Here is a 20,514-nt window from a genome sequence, read left to right as displayed (position 1 = left end):
GGGTTGTGAAATGTATTTATAGCTTTAAAATGGATGGATAGTCCCTGCCAATTTTACGTAGAGGTACAGACCAATTGTTCAAGCATGCCCAACTTGAATCCGTCAAAGCCTGGATCGGCGACCCCGCGCATGGCGCTTTGCCGCTGCATGCGCGCGTGCAGCGGGCCATTCGTCAGTTGATCCTTGATGGTGCACTCGATGTGGGTAGACCACTGCCCGCGTCGCGCGCCCTGGCGAAGTCGCTGGGGGTTTCCCGCGATACGATCGAGTCGGCCTACAGCCAGTTGCATGCGGAAGGCTTCATCGAACGTCGTGTGGGCAGCGGCAGCTTCGTATCGGAGCGGGCGCAGCGTCTACCAGGGCGTGGCAAGGCACGGCGCACGAAAACGCAAAAGGAGACACCACGCCTCAGCCAGCGTGGTAGCGCCATGTTCCAGAGCGGCGGCGTGCGCGACTTTCTGATACCACGCGCCTTCGCGCCCGGCGTGCCGGAAACGCGCAGCTTTCCACTTCAGACCTGGGAGCGGTTGGAGCGACAGGTGTTGAGGGAGTACGGTACTCAGGCGCTGCTGCACAGCCCGCCACAGGGCATGGAGCCACTGCGGCGCGCCATCGCCAATTACGTCAATCTCGAACGAGGGGCACGCGCCACACCCGAGCGTGTACTGGTGCTGACCAGCTCTCAGCAAGCCATGATGCTGTGCGCCACCGTGCTGCTCGATGCTGGCGACCGAATCTTTATCGAAGATCCGGTGTATCACGGGGCACGCAAGGCGTTCGATGCCGCCGGGTTAGAGTGTGTGCCAGTGCCACTGGATGTCGACGGACTGCAAGTAGACCACTTGCTTGAGCCAACGAAGGCGCCCGATGAACCGGCCAAGGCGGTATTCCTGACGCCATCACACCAATTTCCCACCGGGGCGACGCTGGCGCTGGACCGGCGGCTGGCAGTAATCGAATGGGCCAGGCAACACCAGAGCTGGATCATCGAAGACGACTACGACAGCGAGTTTCACTACGCCGGCAAACCCACCGCCTGCGTGCAGGGGCTTGATCCACACGAGCGGACGATCTACATCGGCACCTTCACCAAATCATTGTTTCCTGGCCTGCGCATCGGCTACATGGTGTTGCCTCCACCACTGGTCGCGCCCATGACCGTGGCCCGCACCCTGCTGGACGGACACAGCGCACCGATCCCACAACTCACGCTGGCACGCTTCATCGAAGACGGCCACTTCGGCGCACATGTTCGGACCATGCGTGCCATCTATGCCAAACGGCGCGATGTGTTGGCGCAACTGGTAAAAAAATATCTGGCCGACTTTCTGGAACCGCGAGTGCCGGCCGGCGGCATGCAGATGCCTTGCGTGTTCATCCGTGACATCCCCGAACGTGAAGCTGTGGAATCTGCGCGTCGGGCAGGAATCGACCTATTGGGACTAACAGCCCTGCATGCGTCGAGCAGACACAGAGCCGGTTTCCTAATGGGGTTTGCCGCCCATGCTCCCCACGAACTGGAAACTGCTGTCAAGAAACTCACGAGCGTGCTGCGTGCGTTGTGTTGCTGATCCCTAGTAGGGGACTAACGAGGGACAAGAATGAAATCGTCACCCAACGGGTTATTGGTCCAAGTATCCATCGCCCACTTGGTCAGCCATCTGCACATCATGGCGGTACCCGCGCTCTTGCCGCTGCTGCCTGGCGCCATGCAGGTCGGCTTTGTCGAGCTGGGTATTGCCATCGGTCTGTTCAACATCATTTCGGCACTGGTACAGGCACCTCTCGGCTTTGTCGTGGACAGGCTGGGTGCGAGATGGGTGCTGATGGCCGCACTCCTGCTGGGTGCGGCCAGCTTCGGACTGGTCGCCGTGTTCCCAAATTACCCGTGCCTGCTCGCCGCCATGATCCTGGCTGGGCTGGCAAACGGAGTCTATCACCCGGCCGATTATTCGCTGCTGTCGCGCGGCATACCCGCGAACAGAATGGGCCGGGCGTTCTCGATCCATACTTTCGCTGGGTTCCTGGGCAGCGCTCTGGCACCTCCGGTCATGGTCGGTGTTGCACTGCTCGTGGCGCCGCGCTGGTCCTTTGCCGTCGCGGCTCTGGCCGGACTGATAGCGTGGAGCGTAATGGCCATCAGTTCGCCACTCCCAGAAGGGCAACCTGATGCTGATATCGCCGAACCGCGCAAGGCTAAGGCGCGCCCAATTACCACGCCGGTGATGACCCTGGCCGTCCTGACCCTGCTGTTCACCCTTCTCAGCTTGAGCACCGGTGCCATCGAGAAATTTTCAGTATCGGCGCTAGTCCAAGGATTTGATGTGACGCTACCGGCGGCTAACCTGGCACTAACAGTTTTCCTGTTCGCCAGCGCCTTCGGTGTGTTGGCCGGTGGTGTGCTGGCAGATCGTACCGACAAGCACGGTTATGTGGCGGCAGCTACCTTCGCGTTGGCGGCATTCATTGTGGTGTTGGTGATCAGGGTGCCGATGCCGCCCGTGGTCCTAGCTATAGCCCTTGGGGCAGCAGGTTTTATGACCGGCATGGTGGCACCTTCGCGCGACATGCTGGTCCGTGCCGCATCCCCGGCAGGCGCTGAAGGCAGAACATTCGGTATCGTCTCCACCGGCTTCAACGTGGGCGGCGTCATCGGCCCGCTCCTATTCGGCTTTCTGCTGGATCAAGGACTGGCCAGTGGCGTATTGTGGGCAGCCGTTGGCTTTATGGTTGCGACCACCACTATCGTATTGCTTCAGGAGAGACACCAGCGCATAAGGCCCGCAATAGCGGGCTAACCAATGGATGGCCCGCGTTGTCTGCCAATTTCCCAAGAGACTCCGCGACCTCGCATTGTCGCCGCGATCTGCTGCCCCAATCGCTGCTCGATCACTGGCTTCCAGGGTACGAGACTGAATCCCACACCGTCATCCAGCATCGCGAATCGCCCACTAGCGAGCATCACGCTATGCCGGTAGATGCCCGTCACGCTCTGTCCGTCGGCCACCGGGCGATGCTCCAGACCAGTTTCGGCGACAATGTCCTTGGCGGCTTGGGCCAGTTCTCTATTGCGCAGTGTCGCCAGTAGGTTACGTGCCAAGATCACGCGCTGCCCGCGTCGATGGGCCAGCCCCTGTTCTTCGAGGAAGTCGGCTCGTTCCTGCAACGCTTCCTTCACCTCTCCACCAAAGCCTATGTCACTGAATCCTCGACCACCGCCGATTAGTTGCTGGTCAAGCCAAGTAGCGCCGATCACGCGCGCCTGACGTTCGATGGGCAGGTGCGATTTCAGCTCCACCGCCACCCCGCCCAGGCGCTGAGTATCGTACTGACGCCCACGCTCAGGCAGGTCGCCCGGCACCTTCCATAGCCCCTCGGCCACGCGTTCCACAATGCCCACACGACGTAACGCTTCCAGGCGACGAACATGGGCTGCGACGATTTCTTGCGGGTCGCGCCCAACCTTGGTTCGGCCTTGTTCGATGACCAGGTGATGGTCTGTGCGGTAAAGGCCATCGCTTGCCAGTTCCGCGATGTTGCGGTCGGCCGCACGTAGTTCAGCAGAACCGCGCACTTCCACCACGGCCCCGGTGGGATAGTTCGTCAACTCGTCACGGGCGTTGAGTGAAATGTAATGGGCCTTGCCATCCACGCCGTCAATCACCAAATAACCCCGGTCGTGCAGTTCATCGGCGAGCCCTTTACCAGCCACACGCCCGATGACACTGCGCCCGCTCTCACCCGGTTCAAAGACAGTCAGTTCTCGTGAAAGGCCGCTCATGGACCTTTGCAGGGTGCGGATGATATCGCCACGTTCACCCAGGGCACGCAATGTCTTCTCAGCATCGGCGTGAATGTCCCAGGTACCGGGCTGTATCTCGTCCGCCAAGCCCAGGCGCTGCAAGTGTTGCAAGCGGCCAATGAGCAGTTGTCTCTGACGTTGCAACGTCGGGTCGATAAAGCGTTCGATCTGCACCCGGTAGTCATCGCCAGCCTCTCGCTGCAGCGTGCGATCCAGGCTCGTCCACCGCTCCTGTTCTACCTCGCGCCGCAAGGTCTGTTGGATCTCTAGTTCAGTGCGCCGCCCCAGCCATTCCGTCGCCAGTTCGGCGGCGCGATGGCGGATGCCATGGGCGATGTAGTCGCTGGCGATGATGAGGTCTTTGCCAGTGTCGTCACGCCCACGCACAACCAGGTGCGTGTGTGGGTTGTCAGTGTTCCAGTGATCCACTGCCACCCAATCCAGCTGCGTGCCCAGATCAGCTTCCATCCGGCTCATCAGGTGACGTGCGTAAGTGCGTAGATCGCCTAGCTCGGCTCCATCCTCGGGCGAGAGGATGAAACGGAAATGGTGCCGGTCGCCCTGACAGCGTTCCTTGAAAGCATCGAGATCGGCCTCGTCGATCTGCGGCCCATAGGCTCGGCCTGGCTCACCATTACGCCCCGCGCCGTCGCGCTCGATATAGCGCAGGTGCTTCTCCAGCGACTGCGGGCTGGCCCGGCGCTGATTGACCAACAGGGTTTTGATAGTGACACGGCGCGAGAACGGCGTCAGTGAGGAGCCCGTAAAGCGTGCGGCGGTATGGCCACGCCCCAGACGTGAGCCGGGCCGCTTGCCAGCGCTACCCGCCGATGTCTGACGGCGTGCCGAGGATTTGCCACTACTGGCTTTGCCTGTCTGCTTGAGCACTTTGGAAACAAAGCCCTGTCCCCGGTGCTTTGGCGCATTGGGACGGATACGAAAATCATCATCGTGGTGGTCACTCATGGCTGAGTCTCTAGAAAGCTGTGGCGTGTTCCGTCGCGTAAAGCACGCGGATAAATCAACATCAGTGCGGGTTTCGCGCTTCACGCGGCACCGTGGCAACGCCGCGATGTGCCGCGCCACCCACACGTGCAGACTGACTTTGCGGACGGCCAGGTGCCGCCCCCTTTTGTCTTGCCTTCCGCCTTTGCCCTTCGCTGTCGCTCCGGGCAGCGGCGGCCCGGCGGCGCTATGCTGCTAGCAGCCAGCGCGCCGGCGAACAGAGCCACGACCACAGGTCGGGCATGTTCGAGGCAAGACGTCTGCACGTTGGAAGGCAGCACGGATGCGCGCGCACTGCACGCGCGATAACACGGCGACGCGCCATCAAGGAAGAGCTTCGATGTCACGCTGAACCACAGTAAATCGGCGGCCATCATGGACGTTTCTCCAGCCAGGCAGGGCTCGCAACACCGATCACGGCAGACACGCTGACCGGACCAAAATAGCGACTGTCAAACGACGCTGGGTTGGTCACGCTCAACAGGAACAGTTCGCCAGGTTGAAGCTGCCGGCAGTGCGGCCAGGCTTGTAGCTCCCGGCCAAGCCGGTCGGTGTGCAACAAAGTCGCCACCAGTACACCGTCGATGCGTATCTGATCGGCCGAAATGCATACATGTTGCGGTGCGACTGCACCCACACGTTTCAGCAATGGAATGTGGTCTGGCAGGTAACCACGCCGCGCGGCGAGCTCAGCCGTTTCTGGCGGTAATGTGGTCAGGACGATGCTGCCGACTTCCAGCCGATGTGACAGCGAATCGGACGAGTGTTGCAGCGGATCGAGGCGATACCAACCCACGGGCACGCTGTCCGACGGGTTGTAGATCAGGCGCGGCAACGGCTGCACGAAGGACGCCCAGGCCAATGCAGCTAAACCGCAGACGGAAAGAACTATCAGCAAGATGCGCACGCTCAAGGGCGAGCGAGAACGCAATGCGGGGCCAGTATTAGACACGACGGTCATTGCAGCGCCCTCCCGGCCAGCCAGGCGGCATGCCGCTCGGCGGTGTACTCGGGCAACGGTAAACGCGCAGCAAGCCTATTGGCGAGCGTACGCCAATACGCGGGCGGCACCGTTGCCGGTGCAATATCTTGTGCCTCGATAGCGTCGATGCGTTCCAGCATAGTGCGCACCCTGTGGTCGCCTTGCGTGTGCAGCAGAAGACGCGCGCCGGGCTTCACACCAGGGATACGCTGCATGGCATCTCGCGGCAGACCAGACTGCATCACCATGAGTTGCCAACGCACAGTGCCGTAGTCATTAGCCTGCCAGCGGATGCGGCAGAATATGGCGTTTGGCAGGAACCCCGCCACGCGCCGCCAGCGATCGAATCGAATGATGCGTACGGGTTCACCGAAGCGCAGGTAAAGCTTGAAGCGGGATTCGAGATAGGCCAGCGAGACGCGCGTCAGCGGTGCGCTGTCGGCCTGACCGGGGAGCGTGGCGAGCGGCGGTGGCGATGCAGCCGGGGTGGCAGAAAACTGTGTGTTCATGATGGGTTCTCCGGGAACTCGCGTTCCAGCAAGGCACGCAGGCAACTCGGCCACGGTCACGCCCTGCGTGAAGGCTGAGACCTTGATGCGCGCCCGCATGGCAGGCGTGATGTCGAGGGTCAATCGGGCGGTGTAGAGATCGCCCTTGTTGAGTGCGTCGGCGTCGCCTTGGCGAATCCATGCCTCCGCCTGTGGATTGGCAGGAGGACGCGCACCGATGCCGACGCGTTTGCTGTGCGCCTTGCTCATAACGGCCACCGCAGCAGTTCATCCACCAGCGCCGTGATTTCACATGCGGCGATGCTGTCTGGCGCCGTTTCGCGTGCCAATCGGCCAGCGGCCACGCTGTCGGCGAAAACGATACGCTGGCGCACTTCAGCGCGCAGTACGGGCAACGGCTGTTCGGCCAGTGCCTGTCGTGCTTCACGCCCGATCACCGTGGTGCTGACGCGCCGATTGATGATGAAGGCCGCAGTGAGCTGCGGGCGGAACATTTGTGCCTCGCGGATCAGCGCCATCATCTCGGCAGAAGCCCATAGGTCGTAGGGGCTCGGTTGCACCGGGATCAGCACCCGCTCGGCCGCCAGCAGTGCGGAGCGCGCCAAGGCGGCAATCCTGGGCGGGCCATCGATAATGACGTGATCGGCCCTTCTGGCGAGTTCTGGCGCTTCTTGATGCAAGGTCTCACGGGCGAGACCCACGGCACTGAATAGCCTGGGCAAACCTTGCTGGCTTCGGCGCTGTGTCCAGTCCAGTGATGATCCTTGCGGATCGGCATCCAGCAGAATGACGTTCTGACCGCGCAGCGCTAGTTCGCCGGCGATGTGGGTAGCGAGCGTAGTCTTGCCTACGCCGCCTTTCTGATTGAGCAAAGCAACGATCATGGCGCGGCCCTCCGTACAGGAAAGTAATACCTTGAACAGCCTGAAAAACGCTTTTGTCGTTGCTGGTTGACGGTTATCCACCGATTCAATAGCTGTTTATTATTATTGGTTAGATAAGTTTTTAAGTTAGATATAAAGTTAAGGGCCGAAAAAGTATTTATAAACCAGTTTGTTAGACTAAATTCTCGCGGCTGATAGCACGATACCGGTGCGCCTGATAGCACGAGTCTTAGCGCGTCCGATAGCACGAGCCCGTTCACAGCTTGTTCTGCTGCCATCCCCAGACTTATCCCCGTGCCGTTTGCGGCACGGGCCGGAAGGCGAGAATCTCCGGTTCGCCGGGCCAGCGTTCGATGGACAGCTCGTAACCAGGCAGTGACTGCTTCGCTACCAGGGCGCGCAGATCGCGGGCAAAATCGCGCGGCTGCGCCAAGCTGCCGGACTTGCGATACAGGTAAGGAACATCGAACTGCCAACCGTTTGCCTGCCGACCACCATGCTTGCGTACCAGTCGGTACAGCCAGCGCTCTATACCGCCGGTGAGCCGAAAGTATGTCGGGTCGATGGTCAATACCAGTGCAGCATCGAGTACGCCCGCATAGAACCAGTCCGGCAAGATCAGCTCGATGCCTAGCGGCTTGCCGTTGGCATCGGCCAGTTCTTTCCACTCGTTGATCCAGGAAAACCGGTGCAGGCGCCGCCCGGTGGTCTCGCGGATGGAGGTGGCCACCGTGGTCGATTGCAGCCGGTCGAATGCGGCTTTGAGGCGCTGGTAGTCGCGCAGCGACGTACCGCGCCCGATAAAGCGCAGGATCTCGTAGGGCGTGGCCTGCATTCGACGTGACGGCTGGATGCCCGCATCGCGGGCTTCGACAATCTGGCTGGCGGCCCAGATCAAAATATCGGCATCCCAGATAGTGGCGATGCCGTGTTCCTGCGTGCCCTCGACACGAATGGTGATCTTGCCGCTGCGAAAGTCGATCGGCGCTGTGCGCCGCGACTTTGCCAGCGAGAAGAACGGATAGGCCATCAAGTCCTGGGCGTCGCGCGGTGCCATATCCTCGGCTGGCAGTGCGCGGAACAGGTCGAGCTGCTCTCGCTGCTGCCGGAGTGGCAGCGATGGACTGGACATAGAGACGGCCACCGGCGAGCCGTTGATCAGCGGCCATCACGGTAGTCACCCGCGTGGCGTTCGGCGTATTCGGGGTCGGAGGTGGCCTCGTAGCTGCGCGCATCGGCCCACGCATCAAGATCGGCCACAGCGTACATGACACGGCGGCCAAACTTACGGAACTTCGGCCCGCCACCGATCACGCGCTGCTTTTCCAGCGTACGCGGCGACAGACGTAGATATTCGGCGGCTTCGTCGTTGGTTAGGTAGCGTTGTGGCTGCGCGGGCGCAGCGGCAGTAACGGCGGCGGGTCGTAAAGGAGCGGGTCGCATGGGATGTACCTCCATCGGTTGAAAACGACCGGCCACACAGCGTGACCGGATGGAGGCAGTCTCAAGAAACATGGGACTCTTGTTCAGGGACGTTTTGCGGTAACCGCAGCGCGTCCCTGCTCAACCGGAGGAAGTTGCACCAAGCGGCGATAGCCGCCGCGCATCAGCGCATTACCCCGGCGAACCAGTCGACGCACGCGGGCGCGCAAAGCGCTGTCGGCATGCCAGTCATCGGCGACGGCATCGGCCCCGAAGAGCCCTTCGGCTACTTCACGCAATGACGCGCCGGCCAAGGTCGCGTCGAGTGCCTGCAAGGTGTGTAGTTCCAACAGAGGCGCCAGAGATGGCCGAGGTCCTGTCAGCGCGACAGGAGGGATGCCGGTGACGGTTGCCAACTTACCCAGCGAGGCCGACAACACCTGGCAGCGTGCGCGGGACGTGCCGGATGCTCGAATGGCATAGGCGTAAGCCATGCCATCGGCCAGGTCGGGCGCCAAAGCGAAGTGCAGACAGGCACCCGGCCAGCGGGCCACCAGTATCAATCGCCGCCCATCATGGATCAGGTGCTTGTGGCCCGGAAGGCGCCAAAGCGTGAAGACTTCCGTATCGAGCGGTGGGTCGACATCTGGATAGAGTTGGAGTACTGCATCGTGATCGGGAAACCAAGCTGGATGCGCTTCGCGCGCATCCACCGCCGGGTTTTCCAGCAGGCGTAAGCCCCAGCGCAGCGCCGCGTCCGACCGGCGCCGACGGCGTAGCCAGTCTTGGCGATAGTCAGGATGACGGCGCAGGTATTCCCACGCCAGCGCGGGGCCATCTAAGTGCAGAGCATAGAGATAGGCCGCCGCTGGATACCAATACTCAGAGCTGCGATCAGCCATGGCGCAACCTCCCTCGGCTTGAGGTACGTCGCCACGGCGGATACTCGTGCTATGGAGCGATCATCAGAATGTCATGGGTCCAACGATAAACTGTTAGTGTCAAGACCGATTGGCTCCGAGCTATTGCAAGTTTCGTCCGAATGCGACGGCGGCCTGCCCCAAAATGGCGTGCCGCATCGGCCAGCCTGCCAAAAGCCGCACCAGACATCATGACCGTTTCGATCAGGTGCGCACCATTTCTATGCAAGGCCGGCCATTGAGACCCAACCGGTCTGAGGCCAGACCCAAAAAGACACAATGCGCTGGCGTTGTCTCTGATTGTTCAGTCGATGATCGAGCCGTTCTCCTCAGCCAGCCGCAGGTATTCCGACAGCCGCCGCACCGGCTGGAAGTAGTGATCGCGCATCACGGGCTGCCGGTGCGGCCCGACGATGGACGCCAGATCAGACAACTTCACCGTTCCCAACTCAGGCATCCCGATCCCTAGGTCGATCAGGCCATGGGCTGTGTCCCCGTCAGCAGGATCGAGCGAGGCCAGCAGCCAGGTAGCGTGAGCGTCCGGGGTGAACAGCCGCACGACTGGCATCGGGTCCAGGGAGTCGCCGTTGGTGATCAATTGCGCACGCTCCGCGTCGGTGATGAGCAGAGTCATGGCCGCACGCCTTCCTCAAAGGAGCAGAACCACCAAACCGCTTCACCATTTGTACGTGAAAACTCAAAAGCGCAACCCCACGAATCAGCCGAAGCGTAGAAGCGTGAAGGCGCATTGGCGTAGGTCTGGAAAGGCACAAATACGACTCCTCGAATTTGGCGAGATCCGCAAAACCGGATTTCTGTAAAAGCGCGGAACTGGGAATCAATACAAAATGAACACTATAGATTGTAGCCCTATAGGGTGCAATAGGTTGTCATCTTGGTTTTTGAGAGGAAACCATAGGTGGCGGCAGAGTACTCATTGGCGAGGGCGTTGAAAGCAGTCAGGAAAGCGCGTGGCTTGAGCCAAGAAGCGTTTTCCGACGTATCGAGCCGTACCTACATGAGTACCTTGGAGCGCGACCTGAAAAGCCCGACCCTCAGCAAGTTGGCTGAATTGTGCGAGGTGATGGAGGTGCATCCGCTTACGTTGTTGACGTTGGCCTACAGTGGTAACAATGAGAAGCAGGCCGAAGAGTTGCTGACGCAGGTGCGCCAGGAATTAAATGAGATTACTGGAGATTGTCCTGAGTAACTACACACACTCCACCAAGTGGACTGACCAAGCTATGATCCTGCTCAGATCGATCGCCAGCAATCGATGCAGGGATTTTTCTGGTACAGGCGTAATCTTTTACAGCGATCTGGGGAAGCTGCCCCACTTGCAGCTGACCACCGGAAATGAGAAGCCGAGCGTAACCCAACTCGGTGACCACGACATTGCATCTGCGCTGGCTTCGATCTCGACAATGTGTGGCCCTTTCCATGATGGCTTTCACTTCATCGATATGAACTCATGGCAGATGACTCACTTATCGCAGTTCATCTCCCCACCTATTCCACACGACGCTGCACAACGCTTTCATGGCACAGGCGCTCGATTGATGGCCGCTATGTTGGCCTCACTTCTTCCCGGCATTACATGTGTCGGCCTTGTGTCTCAGGGTGGCCAAGTCCACTTATTTTATGGCGGCGTCGACATCGCCGAAGAGAATTAAGAGATGGCAAACGTCGCCTTGTCTACCGGAGAGTTCAAGAAAGCACTACTTTTTGTGTCCATCACGACCATCGCTATTGGTGGTCTTGTTGGATCAGTGCGTCACTTCGGATTTGGGGACAATGGTATTCAAGCACTAACGCTAGGGCTTGGGTCTGGTGTTAGCTGGGCTATTGCGGTTTCTGTCTGGGCCTTTCAGCGTCCGTGGACAACGAAGTGGCTCGCACGCTGGACCGGCCGGCCTATCATCCACGGTGTCTGGTTCGGCCATCTTCGCACCAATTATGGTGCAAGTAATGACGGAGGCTCGACAGCCATTCCCATTGCATTCGTAATCAAACAAACATACCTAAGTGGCTATTCAAAATTTATCGTGCGTTCAGACCCGTAGCCGTCGAATAGGCGACAGACCTCCTTGCTGAGGTGGTCAAATGAGAGATAGGCACTCAACGGTAGCCATGCGTACTTCATCTGCCGCCACAGAATCTCTATCAGGTTAAGCTCCGGCGAGTAAGCCGATAGGTAGACCAGATGCACACGATGCGACATCCACTCCATAATCTTACTTCTGAAGGCCTTGGAGCGATGCATGCTGGCATTGTCGAGCACCACGATGGCGAAGGTATCGGGGTCTTTCTGGGCCACAAATTGATCAAATGCTTCGATGACTGTCTCGGTAGTCACCGGCTCCGTGGAGGTATGGTAGACCAGCTTCCCGGCTCGGCTGAGGAACCCCAGTACGTTCAACCTTCGGCTATGGGAGTAGGCGGTCATCTCAAAGGGCTGCCCAATGGGACTCCACGCGTATGGAACCGGTGACGACTGCGAAAAGCCCGACTCATCGAAGTAATAGAGCTCGTGCTCACCCAGGTCTTCCCGCTCCTGAAGCACCTTGAGAAGGCCTTGAGTGTTGCGGAAATCCGTTTCGTCGCGCCGTGCCTTCAGTGAATGCCGAATACGCTTGAAGCTGAGCCTATTTTTTTTTCAGCGCCCTGCGGAGCGTCACCATGCTGATGTTTTTCCCGGTCTCTTCCTGAAAGCGGGCACCCAAGGAGCGGAGCTGGTGGGGCTGTTCGGCGACAAGTTCCTGCAGCCGATGGTGGTCGTCGTCATCCAAGGCCGGCGTGCGGCCACTGCGCGGCTTGTCGATCAGCCCATCAAGCCCTGCTACCTCCCACTGTTTGAGCCATCGAGATACGGCATCGCGGCGGACCCGCAATATCTCACAGATCTGAGCGATGGTATGACCTTGATTGCTCAGCAAGATGGCATGCGCACGTCGACGTAGGGCGCGCTTCTCACCATGGTGATAGGCGGAGGACAGCGTCTGCTGCTCAGACTCAGTGAGAGGTGCAACGAAGCGCCTTGCCATGGTTCCGTCCGTGTCAGTTATCCTACACACATTATGCACGAAAACTTTCGGTTAGGCACTTAGGATACTCCCTCCTCTCGTACACGGAACGCCAGGACAGTGAAACTTTAATCGAGTCTCTGTCTGTTGATGATCGACATAATACGATCCACCTGCGATACATTTATGAGTTCTATATCAGGAAGCCCAACGAGCGCAAACTGACTACCGGCGCGGCAGAGCTAAAGTTGATTGAGGGCGGCAAGCGGCTGTTCGGACACTATCTAACCAATTCTCCCACGCAAGGATTTGCAGATCTCGTCTTAGTTCAACGAGAGTGCCACGGCATAGACACTTTTGGGGCGGCACAGAAACTTTACCAGGAGAAGTCTCCACTATAAGCCTTGCCAAGCACTAATTATCATATAGCAGCCGCGCCTCCTTGACGACCTCGAGCGGATACACCGACGCACCGTCAACGATGCCTCCGAACATCCAGGTGCAGTCGATCAGACGATGGATGCTGCGAATCGAGAAATAGAACCGCAAAGACTTCGTGCACGAAGCACGCCAGTTTGACAAACAGGTTCTCTTTAGCAAGTGGAGCGTCCAGGCCCTCATGGGCCGGAGGCGTCAGAGAGCAAAGCAGGATGGCCGTGACGCGGTACGGGGGTGCAGCCCACAGGCCCGACTGCGGCACGTCGGGACAGCACTAGCCTGATTGGGCGCTATTCCACAGGAGTAAACGCCAAACCGCATCCTGAACTCGACACCAATTCAACATATAGAGACTTTCGCCCAACGATGACAGCAAGCATTGGCCGCTTGTCCCGGCGCTTTGCTGACAAGCGGTTCCATTCCGATCTGTCCAGACCAGAAGGATGAGGGTGGTCTTGCGGATGGGTGTGCCATTCGCCTAAGTAGCGGATAGTTCCCTGACTCGCAGTCCATTGAGACAAGGCGATGGCTTCGTGGCCAAATGGCATTCGCTCGAACAGGTAGCGAAACCGTCTGTCCCATGCCGTGGGCGCCGTTGCCTGTTCAATTAGCATATGGGTTCCATGAACCGAACCAAGCAGAATCCCGCCTGCTTCGCAGTCGGTATCACAGGCCTGAACATGCTGACAGAATGTATTGAGCGTAGACTCCGAAAAATGCAGCAGTACCCTCTTATCATCAGCTCGCCAAGAACTCATGAACTGCATAGGGGGCACTCCCAATCCCGCAGTGGATCGCAATCGGGGGTGGCAAGCTGCTGGGAACTATCGATCAACCTAGACCGCAACGCGGGGGAATAGACGCCGTTGACCCAGTCCAGTGCCATTTCAGCGCCAAGACTTGCCGCATGGACCGACACCGATGCGGGGAATGGCACATACAAGCCCTCACATCCATGCCCCGCCAAGACGGTAGGAAGAGGATAAAGAGTGGAACGGAGTTCACCCCTTCCATTGCTATGCCAAAGACATCGGTAGCACGCGCCGGAGGCGTTCATCCTTAGGAGCGCACGAACAGCCGTTCCCGGCCCCTCGATCCAGACCGAAAGCATGGGTGTCGGAGACGGATAGTGGCCGCACAGCCAATGCCCGAGGGCTTCCTCCCCGGTGGCATCTATGAGCAGATCCAGCTCTCCCAATTGAGCTTGTCTGACATCCACAGGTAGAGCACGAATCTCAGCACCTGGGGCCAAACGCTTGAGTTCTTTCGCCATGGCCTCGGCTTTGTTCGACAGCAAATCCGGAAACCCCAGGCGATGACGCCCAATGTTTTGCGGGAGAAGGCAGTCGAAATCCACCAACGTAAGTTTGCCGCCGCATGTCCCCGCCCCGGCCTTTACCAGCATGTCTGACAGATAACCGCCGATCGTGCCGCATCCAATGACGGCGATATTCTTCCCTGCAAGCGTCTTTGAATTCGGTATGTTCCGTTGGGCAAGATATCGATCGTCAATTCTGACCACCGAGACGGGCATCACCTTCAACCCATAGCTCGAATCCTTGCCGCCCGTGAGTTTGCTTTTCTGGTCAGGACGTTGGCGGTCATAGAGAACCACAAAACCATACGTCATCAATGGTGACTCGATAACGATCAGAACACCGCCAGCCTTCTTCCTTTTCCCCTCCTTGATGCGCTTGTGAATCTTGCGCCGACAGCTAGAGTCAAGGGTGCTTTGCCAGGCCAGGACATCCCCAACTGTTTCTGGAGGCCAATGGCTGGTCAGAGGACGGGGTTGAGCATCTGTCTTTACCCGATACGTCAGCACCGTTCTATCGGTAACTTGGTAGCCAAGCGACATCAGCTTCTCAATTGTTCGATCTTCGTTGTCGGTGATGAACCACAAAGAAGTCTCATTGGCCTGCGCTACTATACAATGCTGTTGCCCCAGATTTTCTCCCTGCATGTCCACAAGACAAGGCCAACCACCCCAATACGCAAAGAACTCTTCAGTGAGGTCTTCGATCATTTCTCCCTTCGAGATTTTCCCAAACACGACAGATGCTCGCTGCAGGCATGCCAGTGACTGCCCGACAGGGTCGTAGATGTCTAGGATGACAGTTCCCTTGTCGAGATAACAAAGCTCACCACCTGCGCCAAGATGAGGAACCGTTGCAGGCAACTCAGGAGGAACTTCGAGCAGCCGAATGCGAGGCAGGTCGAAGAACGTGGGATCAAGCTGGACCTCACACGGACAACCCGTGCCCCCGTCGGGCGGGACCAACGACCCATGCAACTTGAACCAGCCGTCATCCGTCTTGCTCACAAACTCGAAGCCTTGCTGCTTGAAGGCCTCGATTACGTCTGCGACCATTGCGGCGCCGCTCATCCTGCTTTCGTTCGCCCGACCAGCTCGCTCGGGCCGGCAGTGGCTGGGGCTGCGGCAATAGTGGCGGCAACGGACACCACCTTGACCCGGTTCGGCTCGTTTGGAAAACGGGGGCCGAATTCACCCTGCATCCAGATGCAGGCCTGTGAAGGGCTTCCGGCATCCGTAGCCCCGCGAAGCACCGTCTCAAATTCTTCGAACGCCTTGGCGGCTTCTTCAACACCTGCTTTGCCCAGCCGTGCCGTCAGCGATTCGGAGTCATCCACGGGATTATTCACCCCCGCACGCAGCCGGACTGGCAGCGCCGCGACAACGTCCAGCAAAGCGAGGTCATCACGCCGATCGCGCTTCTCAAAGAGCGGCGCCGCAGCTGCCATCAGCAGGATCGAAGCGGGCCCGCCGCTGGGCCACCTCCAATCGCGGAACGCCTTTAAGTAACGCACCACGCGGCGGAACTGCTCCCCTTTTGCCTCCACTTCGCCCAAGAACCATTCCTTCACAGGCCTGGGGTCAGAGGACATCCAGTTGCATTCACGATGAGCCAGAAGCACCTTGTCAGCGGGCAGCGCCGTCCAAGCATCCCGCTCTGCCATGTTCACCGCTTCCGTCAGCGAGTCGTAGCCATATCGTTCCATCGAAGCCTTTGCGAGCGTGACAAATTCCTCATCGGGGATGGCGTACAGCGGAATATCAATGTGCGCATACGCTGAAATGACGATGCGGACGCACGTCGGCTTGTCGGTGACAAGCTTCCACCGCTTTTCCTCGACCAGCGGCCTCAAGGCTTCTTCCGCAGCGGCAAAGAACACCGTCGTTGCTGTGCTGGGGCGTTTCGTCTGTGAGACGAAACTCAATGGCAGATAGCACCCGTCATCGACATCCGCCTGCTGCGGGCGTTGGGCCGGAGAATTCAGCGTCTTGTATGCCCATGACCCTTGCGTAAAGAAGCGTGGCTGCGGCACGCCCTCTGTGTATCCATTTTCCCTCAGCACGCGAGGGATGCCTGTGCGCAGGCAGTCCCTGACGTCAGTGCGCGCACTGGCGATCCAGGTGCGTTGCTCAAGCGTCAGATCCAGCTCACCATGCATGCAGGATTCGTCATCAACAGTGGTAAAGAAGAGCGGACTTAGGTTCAGCATGTGGCCTCCGGAACATTCTTGTTGGGGCCGTGATAGAAGATGGGAGCGCCGGCCTGGTGCGCTCGAAAGAGTTGGAAAAGGGGGTCGCCAAGCGCACGCTGCGCTGCGTGGCTGCCTCGATCCTTGAGCGTATTCGTGGCACCAATGGAAACCCGATCTAGCGCCTTCACATCCTTGCTCTGGTCGGGGGTCGCCTTGTCATCAATCTGGAAGTAGTTGCTCCCTAACGACTGCCGTAGCATGTAGTCCACAGACGATTCCTGGGCGGAGATCACCAGATCGAAGAGTCCTCCGCGCCACTTGCCGAATCCTCGGTCAAGGCTGGCGCCGCCGCGGACGGTCGCACCGATCGTCATCGTGCCGATGGAGAGAATCCGAATCAGCGCATCCTGTTTCGGCGTGAGGAACGTCTTGACTTCGTGCAACCCGAACAGGCCAGGGGCATTGCCTACCAGCCCCCCATCCGCGAAGACACCGCGGTCGTTGCGCGCCAGCGGAAAGTAAACGGGCGCGGCGGCGGTCGCCATCGCAACATCGACGACCTTCATGCGGTGATCTAGCTCAAAGGAAGGGTGGTGAGGCGTCTTGAAGAACTGTCCGCGGCCTGTCGAGTAGTTGACTGTCGGCACAAGAACACGATGCTTCAGGTCGCCTATCGTGGTTCCTTGGAAGCGTTCGGTCAGCACATCTCGCAATCCCGCTGAGTCATGCTTTGCAGTCAGCCAGAATCCCAGAAGCCGCCTTGGAAGGCTACGACAGCCAAAGATGCGGCTGCCTTCATCTTCGAACAGTGCTTTGAGTTCGCTGGCCGGAATTTCCGCTGCCAGCCCCAGAGCCAACATCCCTCCTGCCGATGTGCCACAAATCAGATCAAAGTGGGAAGCGATAGGGCGACCCAGCACGGCTTCAAGTTCGGCAAGAACCGTAGCCGTATAGAGACCGCGATAACCTCCACCCGACAGGGCGAGCACATGGTACGTAGGGATGATGTCAGTCATGGCGTTTCAACCTCTCGGGGGAAAGGAGTCATTGCCGTGACTGTCCTTGTCACGGATACGGCCATCTGGACGATGGATGACGAGCTCGGACTTCTGGTTGCGTGCAATATCCCGCCCTGCATCTATTGCTTGCTGCTGCGTGCTATGCACAGAGGTCGCCCGCTGGTTGCCAGCGCCTTTAACGGCCCAACCGTCTTGATGAGGAACAACATGTTGATTTTTTCCAGACACGATAGTTCTCCTACAATGGAGCTTTGGAAGCCTCAGCCAGCTGGGTTGTCAATGGCCGCCCGCTGTAGCACAATACGTTGTTCGAACAGACAACAGGAAGATCAAGTCAATGCAGCCTAGAGAAGGCGTAAAGCCTACACCCGTTGTCTGACTAGACAACAATGTATCAGAGCATGTGCGTCGACGCAACACCCGCGCAACATGCACCTTTGAATTCGACTGAACGTGGGGTTGATGCAACAGAGGGCTATGGCCTTCTCCCCGCAGCCGCAAGGATCAGAACTCATGCCGCAAACAGGCCTGGGCGTCGCTATCAAGACGCTACGCGAACGCAGAACCCTTTCCCTGCGTGAAATTGGGCAGCTATCGTCAGTGGACCATGCGTATGTCTACCGCCTCGAAACGGGCGAAAAGACCAATCCCTCCCCAGAGATGGTTGAAAAGCTATTGAACGTTCTCAAACCGTCGGAAAGGGATGCTGCACTCGTAACTTGGCTGGTTGACCATGCAGACGCTGATCCGAGCCTCGTCCAATTTGTGCTACAAGATCCCTCTATTGGTATCGACGTATTTACTATGGCGGCCGGCGTCAGGCATCGCGGCAACACAAGGCCTGATCCCGCCACATTGATTGCCCGGATCAAAAGGGCCCTTGAGGACGACGACGAGGACGATTGACCATGGATGAAATGGATGTCAGACAGAAGGCACGGGCGTTCATTGCGAAAGTCGATGTTTCTAGCATCCGAGAAGACCTTTCCCCCTATGTGGCCGCAGCTAACGCCAAGATCAAGAAAGATGAGCTTGGCAAAGGAGAGTCTGGCTATACCATTACCAAGCCGAACGGGAAGCACATCATCACGGTGAACTCCCTGGAGACTGAGGAACGTCAGCGCTTCACTATTTGTCATGAAATAGCTCATATCGTGCTCGACCTAGAATCGAGTCACGAGGAAGTTCCGTCCTGGTCTTATGCCAAACGACATCCCAACGAGATCGCCTGCGACACATTTGCCGCTGAACTGCTGATGCCGTATCAGCAATGGCTTTCTGTCGTTCCCAAGGAAGAGCCTTCCTTGAAGCTTATCCAGCACATGGCCGATATGTTCGGCACCTCGTTCCCCGCCGCAGCCTCAAGATTCGCCAGTCTAAGCGATGCGCCGTGTGCCTTCGTCACCATGGAGCGCGGCACAGTACGGTATGCCGCACGCTCCACGTCTTTGAGGCAAGCCGGGGCCTGGATATCCCCCAGGTCGGTAATCCCGGCTGGCTCCGTGGCTCATCGAGTCAGATCCTCTGGGACTAATACAACCGATACTGGAGAAATCTCTCAGGACGTCTGGTTCGACAACTGGGAAAAGGGCCTTGATCTCTGGGAGCTTTCAAGGCACTACGCACGCACCGACACCACTATTTCGTTGCTATGGTTTGACGACGAAGACTTACCGGATATCGAGGTAAGCCGTTTCGGCGTACGAGTCGATGACGACGGTGGCTTGCCTGAACTTACAGGCGAACTCCCATGGCCCGGGCGAAACAAGCGTCGCTAGCAAAACTGCCAAAATCACGCAGTAACTACATCTATCTTTTGCGCGGCCCCCCCAATCGGCTTCAAGCTATCTGACCTGACACTGGCCTCACTAGGCAACCGTGCATTGGATCTTGGTCCCAACGATTTAGTCGATGATGCATATATCAAACGATTCCGGCAGCGTGAACGCCATGGAGCCAAGTAGCAGAATCTGGCGAAGCAAAAAAGGGGGCCGAAGCCCCCTGGGTCAGATCAGGCCACGTTCAGCAAAGGACGTAGTGTCGCTACCGGCGACAATAACATGATCCAGCGAGCGTACATCCACCAGCGCCAGAGCCTCCTTGAGCCGCTTGGTGATGGCCTCATCGGCGCGGCTCGGCTCGGGATTTCCGCTGGGATGGTTGTGCGAAAAGATCACCGCCGCCGCATTGAGCCGAAGGGCTTCCTTGACGACCTCGCGCGGATACACCGATGCACCATCAATGGTGCCCCGGAACATCTCGGTGTAGTCGATCAGTCGATGCTGCGAATCGAGGAACAGCACCGCAAAGACTTCGTGCTCGAAGCCTGCCAGCTTGGCACACAGGTACTCCTTGACAAGTGCCGGTGAAGTGAAGGACATCCCCCTCTGTAGTTTCTGGTCGATGATCTGGCGAGCGGCGCCAAGAATTTGGTCTACGGACGCCGGCAGGTAGTGCCCCTGCGCGTCACGTACCAGCAGAGAGGAATCGAACGAGGAAAAGGACAGTTGAGTCATGATCGTACTCCGGTTGCTCGGGCGGAATTGCCCGGAACCGGCGCCAGCACGGCGCAGCGCAAGCCGTCAGGGGTGACAACGGCCGCAGGACGCAAGCGCGCGGAGCACGCGCAGCCCTTGACGGCGAGCACGCCGTGGTACGGTGAAGGGAAACAGCAAGACCGCCCCACACCCCGCCCATTGCACACACTCACTCTGGGCAAGCGGAGCGCGCAGGCCCCATGGGCCGAAGGTACTCAGGGATCAAAGCCGGATGGCCGCGATTCGACACGAAGCGCGGGGCGCAGCCCACGAGCCCGACGGCGGCACGCCGGGGTACACTGATTTGTCCTTTGAATATCCTTTGGGACGAACCGTGTGTGACGTTTATAGTTATCTCTGTCGGCCGGCTGTCGGGCTACTGTCGTGTTGTCTTTGTTCCTGGCTCCCCATACTTCACTACATCCACTCAAAAACATGGAGCCACTAATGGTAAGCGTTCATTCCA

General features: G+C 58.7%; 22 protein-coding genes. 7 read left to right on the top strand and 15 right to left on the bottom strand.

Annotation, left to right across the window (positions count from 1 at the left end; all coding sequences use genetic code 11):
• The first annotated feature begins 74 nt into the window (after positions 1–74).
• Entirely contained in the window at positions 75–1,571 is a 1,497-nt protein-coding gene (pdxR, locus tag B7L72_RS12130) for a MocR-like pyridoxine biosynthesis transcription factor PdxR (protein ID WP_081194624.1), read from the top strand.
• 30 nt (positions 1,572–1,601) lie between these two features.
• Positions 1,602–2,798, top strand: coding sequence for an MFS transporter (locus tag B7L72_RS12125; protein ID WP_081194622.1), 1,197 nt, complete (start codon positions 1,602–1,604; stop codon positions 2,796–2,798).
• Here the strand turns inward: B7L72_RS12125 and B7L72_RS12120 are convergent.
• The 8 genes from B7L72_RS12120 to B7L72_RS12080 all read right to left on the bottom strand — a co-directional run bounded on the left by B7L72_RS12120 (position 2,795) and on the right by B7L72_RS12080 (position 10,158).
• Positions 2,795–4,768, bottom strand: a complete 1,974-nt coding sequence (locus B7L72_RS12120; RefSeq protein ID WP_081194620.1) for a relaxase/mobilization nuclease and DUF3363 domain-containing protein — start codon at positions 4,766–4,768, stop codon at positions 2,795–2,797. The genes B7L72_RS12125 and B7L72_RS12120 overlap by 4 nt on opposite strands.
• 412 nt (positions 4,769–5,180) lie before the next feature.
• On the bottom strand, positions 5,181–5,768 hold the full coding sequence (locus B7L72_RS12110) for a S26 family signal peptidase (protein WP_023660032.1): 588 nt from the start codon (positions 5,766–5,768) through the stop codon (positions 5,181–5,183).
• Positions 5,765–6,547, bottom strand: a complete 783-nt coding sequence (locus B7L72_RS12105; protein ID WP_446718569.1) for a DUF2840 domain-containing protein — start codon at positions 6,545–6,547, stop codon at positions 5,765–5,767. The genes B7L72_RS12110 and B7L72_RS12105 overlap by 4 nt, the downstream gene beginning before the upstream one ends.
• A complete protein-coding gene (gene parA, locus B7L72_RS12100; protein ID WP_081194618.1) occupies positions 6,544–7,182 on the bottom strand; it encodes a ParA family partition ATPase in 639 nt (212 codons plus the stop codon). The genes B7L72_RS12105 and parA overlap by 4 nt, the downstream gene beginning before the upstream one ends.
• Before the next feature lie 286 nt (positions 7,183–7,468).
• Positions 7,469–8,314: a replication initiator protein A gene (locus tag B7L72_RS12095; RefSeq protein WP_008294920.1), complete on the bottom strand. Its 846-nt coding sequence runs from the start codon at positions 8,312–8,314 to the stop codon at positions 7,469–7,471.
• Between the two features lie 26 nt (positions 8,315–8,340).
• Positions 8,341–8,625 (bottom strand): helix-turn-helix transcriptional regulator, encoded by a 285-nt coding sequence (locus tag B7L72_RS12090; protein ID WP_023660033.1) that lies wholly within the window; start codon positions 8,623–8,625, stop codon positions 8,341–8,343.
• Between the two features lie 83 nt (positions 8,626–8,708).
• A complete protein-coding gene (locus tag B7L72_RS12085; protein WP_008294918.1) occupies positions 8,709–9,506 on the bottom strand; it encodes a DUF2285 domain-containing protein in 798 nt (265 codons plus the stop codon).
• Between the two features lie 322 nt (positions 9,507–9,828).
• A complete protein-coding gene (locus tag B7L72_RS12080) occupies positions 9,829–10,158 on the bottom strand; it encodes a DUF2958 domain-containing protein (RefSeq protein ID WP_081194616.1) in 330 nt (109 codons plus the stop codon).
• A 285-nt stretch (positions 10,159–10,443) separates the two neighbouring features.
• Between B7L72_RS12080 and B7L72_RS12075 the strand changes: the two genes are divergently transcribed.
• Genes B7L72_RS12075 through B7L72_RS18305 form a run of 3 tightly spaced genes read left to right on the top strand, consistent with a single transcriptional unit; the run spans position 10,444 to position 11,587 of the window.
• Complete coding sequence (locus B7L72_RS12075; protein WP_081194614.1) at positions 10,444–10,734, top strand: helix-turn-helix domain-containing protein; 291 nt, start codon at positions 10,444–10,446, stop codon at positions 10,732–10,734.
• Positions 10,706–11,197: a hypothetical protein gene (locus tag B7L72_RS12070; RefSeq protein WP_081194612.1), complete on the top strand. Its 492-nt coding sequence runs from the start codon at positions 10,706–10,708 to the stop codon at positions 11,195–11,197. Before B7L72_RS12075 ends, B7L72_RS12070 begins: the two co-directional genes overlap by 29 nt.
• A 3-nt stretch (positions 11,198–11,200) precedes the next feature.
• Complete coding sequence (locus B7L72_RS18305) at positions 11,201–11,587, top strand: hypothetical protein (RefSeq protein WP_139788505.1); 387 nt, start codon at positions 11,201–11,203, stop codon at positions 11,585–11,587.
• On the opposite strand, the gene B7L72_RS12065 is transcribed toward B7L72_RS18305, so the two are convergent.
• The 6 genes from B7L72_RS12065 to B7L72_RS12035 all read right to left on the bottom strand — a co-directional run bounded on the left by B7L72_RS12065 (position 11,554) and on the right by B7L72_RS12035 (position 17,739).
• A protein-coding gene (locus B7L72_RS12065; protein ID WP_139788504.1) for an IS630 family transposase occupies positions 11,554–12,568 on the bottom strand; the annotation gives its coding sequence in 2 pieces (ribosomal slippage) (positions 11,554–12,180 and positions 12,182–12,568; 1,014 coding nt in all). The two genes, B7L72_RS18305 and B7L72_RS12065, sit on opposite strands and share 34 nt — an antisense overlap.
• Before the next feature lie 707 nt (positions 12,569–13,275).
• On the bottom strand, positions 13,276–13,752 hold the full coding sequence (locus tag B7L72_RS12055) for a Mov34/MPN/PAD-1 family protein (protein WP_081194608.1): 477 nt from the start codon (positions 13,750–13,752) through the stop codon (positions 13,276–13,278).
• Positions 13,740–15,371, bottom strand: coding sequence for a ThiF family adenylyltransferase (locus B7L72_RS12050; RefSeq protein WP_081194606.1), 1,632 nt, complete (start codon positions 15,369–15,371; stop codon positions 13,740–13,742). Before B7L72_RS12050 ends, B7L72_RS12055 begins: the two co-directional genes overlap by 13 nt.
• Positions 15,368–16,510 carry a CBASS cGAMP synthase gene (locus B7L72_RS12045; protein ID WP_081194604.1) on the bottom strand — a complete coding sequence of 381 codons (1,143 nt, stop codon included), beginning with the start codon at positions 16,508–16,510 and terminating at the stop codon, positions 15,368–15,370. Before B7L72_RS12045 ends, B7L72_RS12050 begins: the two co-directional genes overlap by 4 nt.
• The gene (locus B7L72_RS12040; RefSeq protein ID WP_081194603.1) at positions 16,504–17,508 is read right to left on the bottom strand and encodes a CBASS cGAMP-activated phospholipase; all 1,005 of its coding nucleotides are present in this window, start codon (positions 17,506–17,508) and stop codon (positions 16,504–16,506) included. Before B7L72_RS12040 ends, B7L72_RS12045 begins: the two co-directional genes overlap by 7 nt.
• 6 nt (positions 17,509–17,514) lie before the next feature.
• Positions 17,515–17,739, bottom strand: a complete 225-nt coding sequence (locus B7L72_RS12035) for a DUF2188 domain-containing protein (protein ID WP_081194602.1) — start codon at positions 17,737–17,739, stop codon at positions 17,515–17,517.
• 285 nt (positions 17,740–18,024) lie between these two features.
• Between B7L72_RS12035 and B7L72_RS12030 the strand changes: the two genes are divergently transcribed.
• Positions 18,025–18,417 carry a helix-turn-helix domain-containing protein gene (locus tag B7L72_RS12030; RefSeq protein ID WP_081194601.1) on the top strand — a complete coding sequence of 131 codons (393 nt, stop codon included), beginning with the start codon at positions 18,025–18,027 and terminating at the stop codon, positions 18,415–18,417.
• 2 nt (positions 18,418–18,419) lie between these two features.
• Positions 18,420–19,289 (top strand): ImmA/IrrE family metallo-endopeptidase, encoded by an 870-nt coding sequence (locus tag B7L72_RS12025; protein ID WP_081194599.1) that lies wholly within the window; start codon positions 18,420–18,422, stop codon positions 19,287–19,289.
• Between the two features lie 228 nt (positions 19,290–19,517).
• Here the strand turns inward: B7L72_RS12025 and radC are convergent, their stop codons facing one another.
• Positions 19,518–20,027 carry a RadC family protein gene (gene radC, locus B7L72_RS12020; RefSeq protein ID WP_081194597.1) on the bottom strand — a complete coding sequence of 170 codons (510 nt, stop codon included), beginning with the start codon at positions 20,025–20,027 and terminating at the stop codon, positions 19,518–19,520.
• Positions 20,028–20,514 lie beyond the last annotated feature (487 nt).

The organism is Halomonas sp. BC1 (genome assembly GCF_002078135.1).
GTDB lineage: Bacteria > Pseudomonadota > Gammaproteobacteria > Pseudomonadales > Halomonadaceae > Vreelandella > Vreelandella stevensii.
The sequence above is the reverse complement of the archived record's forward strand: the minus strand, read 5'-3'. Positions and strand labels throughout refer to the sequence as shown.

Bases quoted from the DNA above. Each gene is read 5' to 3' on its own strand.
- B7L72_RS12055 (WP_081194608.1), bottom strand. From the start codon at position 13,752: ATGCAGTTCATGAGTTCTTGGCGAGCTGATGATAAGAGGGTACTGCTG.
- B7L72_RS18305 (WP_139788505.1), top strand. From the start codon at position 11,201: ATGGCAAACGTCGCCTTGTCTACCGGAGAGTTCAAGAAAGCACTACTT.
- B7L72_RS12080 (WP_081194616.1), bottom strand. From the start codon at position 10,158: ATGACTCTGCTCATCACCGACGCGGAGCGTGCGCAATTGATCACCAAC.
- B7L72_RS12085 (WP_008294918.1), bottom strand. From the start codon at position 9,506: ATGGCTGATCGCAGCTCTGAGTATTGGTATCCAGCGGCGGCCTATCTC.
- B7L72_RS12030 (WP_081194601.1), top strand. From the start codon at position 18,025: ATGCCGCAAACAGGCCTGGGCGTCGCTATCAAGACGCTACGCGAACGC.
- B7L72_RS12090 (WP_023660033.1), bottom strand. From the start codon at position 8,625: ATGCGACCCGCTCCTTTACGACCCGCCGCCGTTACTGCCGCTGCGCCC.
- B7L72_RS12025 (WP_081194599.1), top strand. From the start codon at position 18,420: ATGGATGAAATGGATGTCAGACAGAAGGCACGGGCGTTCATTGCGAAA.
- parA (WP_081194618.1), bottom strand. From the start codon at position 7,182: ATGATCGTTGCTTTGCTCAATCAGAAAGGCGGCGTAGGCAAGACTACG.
- B7L72_RS12095 (WP_008294920.1), bottom strand. From the start codon at position 8,314: ATGTCCAGTCCATCGCTGCCACTCCGGCAGCAGCGAGAGCAGCTCGAC.
- B7L72_RS12105 (WP_446718569.1), bottom strand. From the start codon at position 6,547: ATGAGCAAGGCGCACAGCAAACGCGTCGGCATCGGTGCGCGTCCTCCT.
- B7L72_RS12070 (WP_081194612.1), top strand. From the start codon at position 10,706: ATGAGATTACTGGAGATTGTCCTGAGTAACTACACACACTCCACCAAG.
- B7L72_RS12045 (WP_081194604.1), bottom strand. From the start codon at position 16,510: ATGCTGAACCTAAGTCCGCTCTTCTTTACCACTGTTGATGACGAATCC.
- B7L72_RS12120 (WP_081194620.1), bottom strand. From the start codon at position 4,768: ATGAGTGACCACCACGATGATGATTTTCGTATCCGTCCCAATGCGCCA.
- B7L72_RS12125 (WP_081194622.1), top strand. From the start codon at position 1,602: ATGAAATCGTCACCCAACGGGTTATTGGTCCAAGTATCCATCGCCCAC.
- radC (WP_081194597.1), bottom strand. From the start codon at position 20,027: ATGACTCAACTGTCCTTTTCCTCGTTCGATTCCTCTCTGCTGGTACGT.
- B7L72_RS12050 (WP_081194606.1), bottom strand. From the start codon at position 15,371: ATGAGCGGCGCCGCAATGGTCGCAGACGTAATCGAGGCCTTCAAGCAG.
- B7L72_RS12110 (WP_023660032.1), bottom strand. From the start codon at position 5,768: ATGACCGTCGTGTCTAATACTGGCCCCGCATTGCGTTCTCGCTCGCCC.
- B7L72_RS12040 (WP_081194603.1), bottom strand. From the start codon at position 17,508: ATGACTGACATCATCCCTACGTACCATGTGCTCGCCCTGTCGGGTGGA.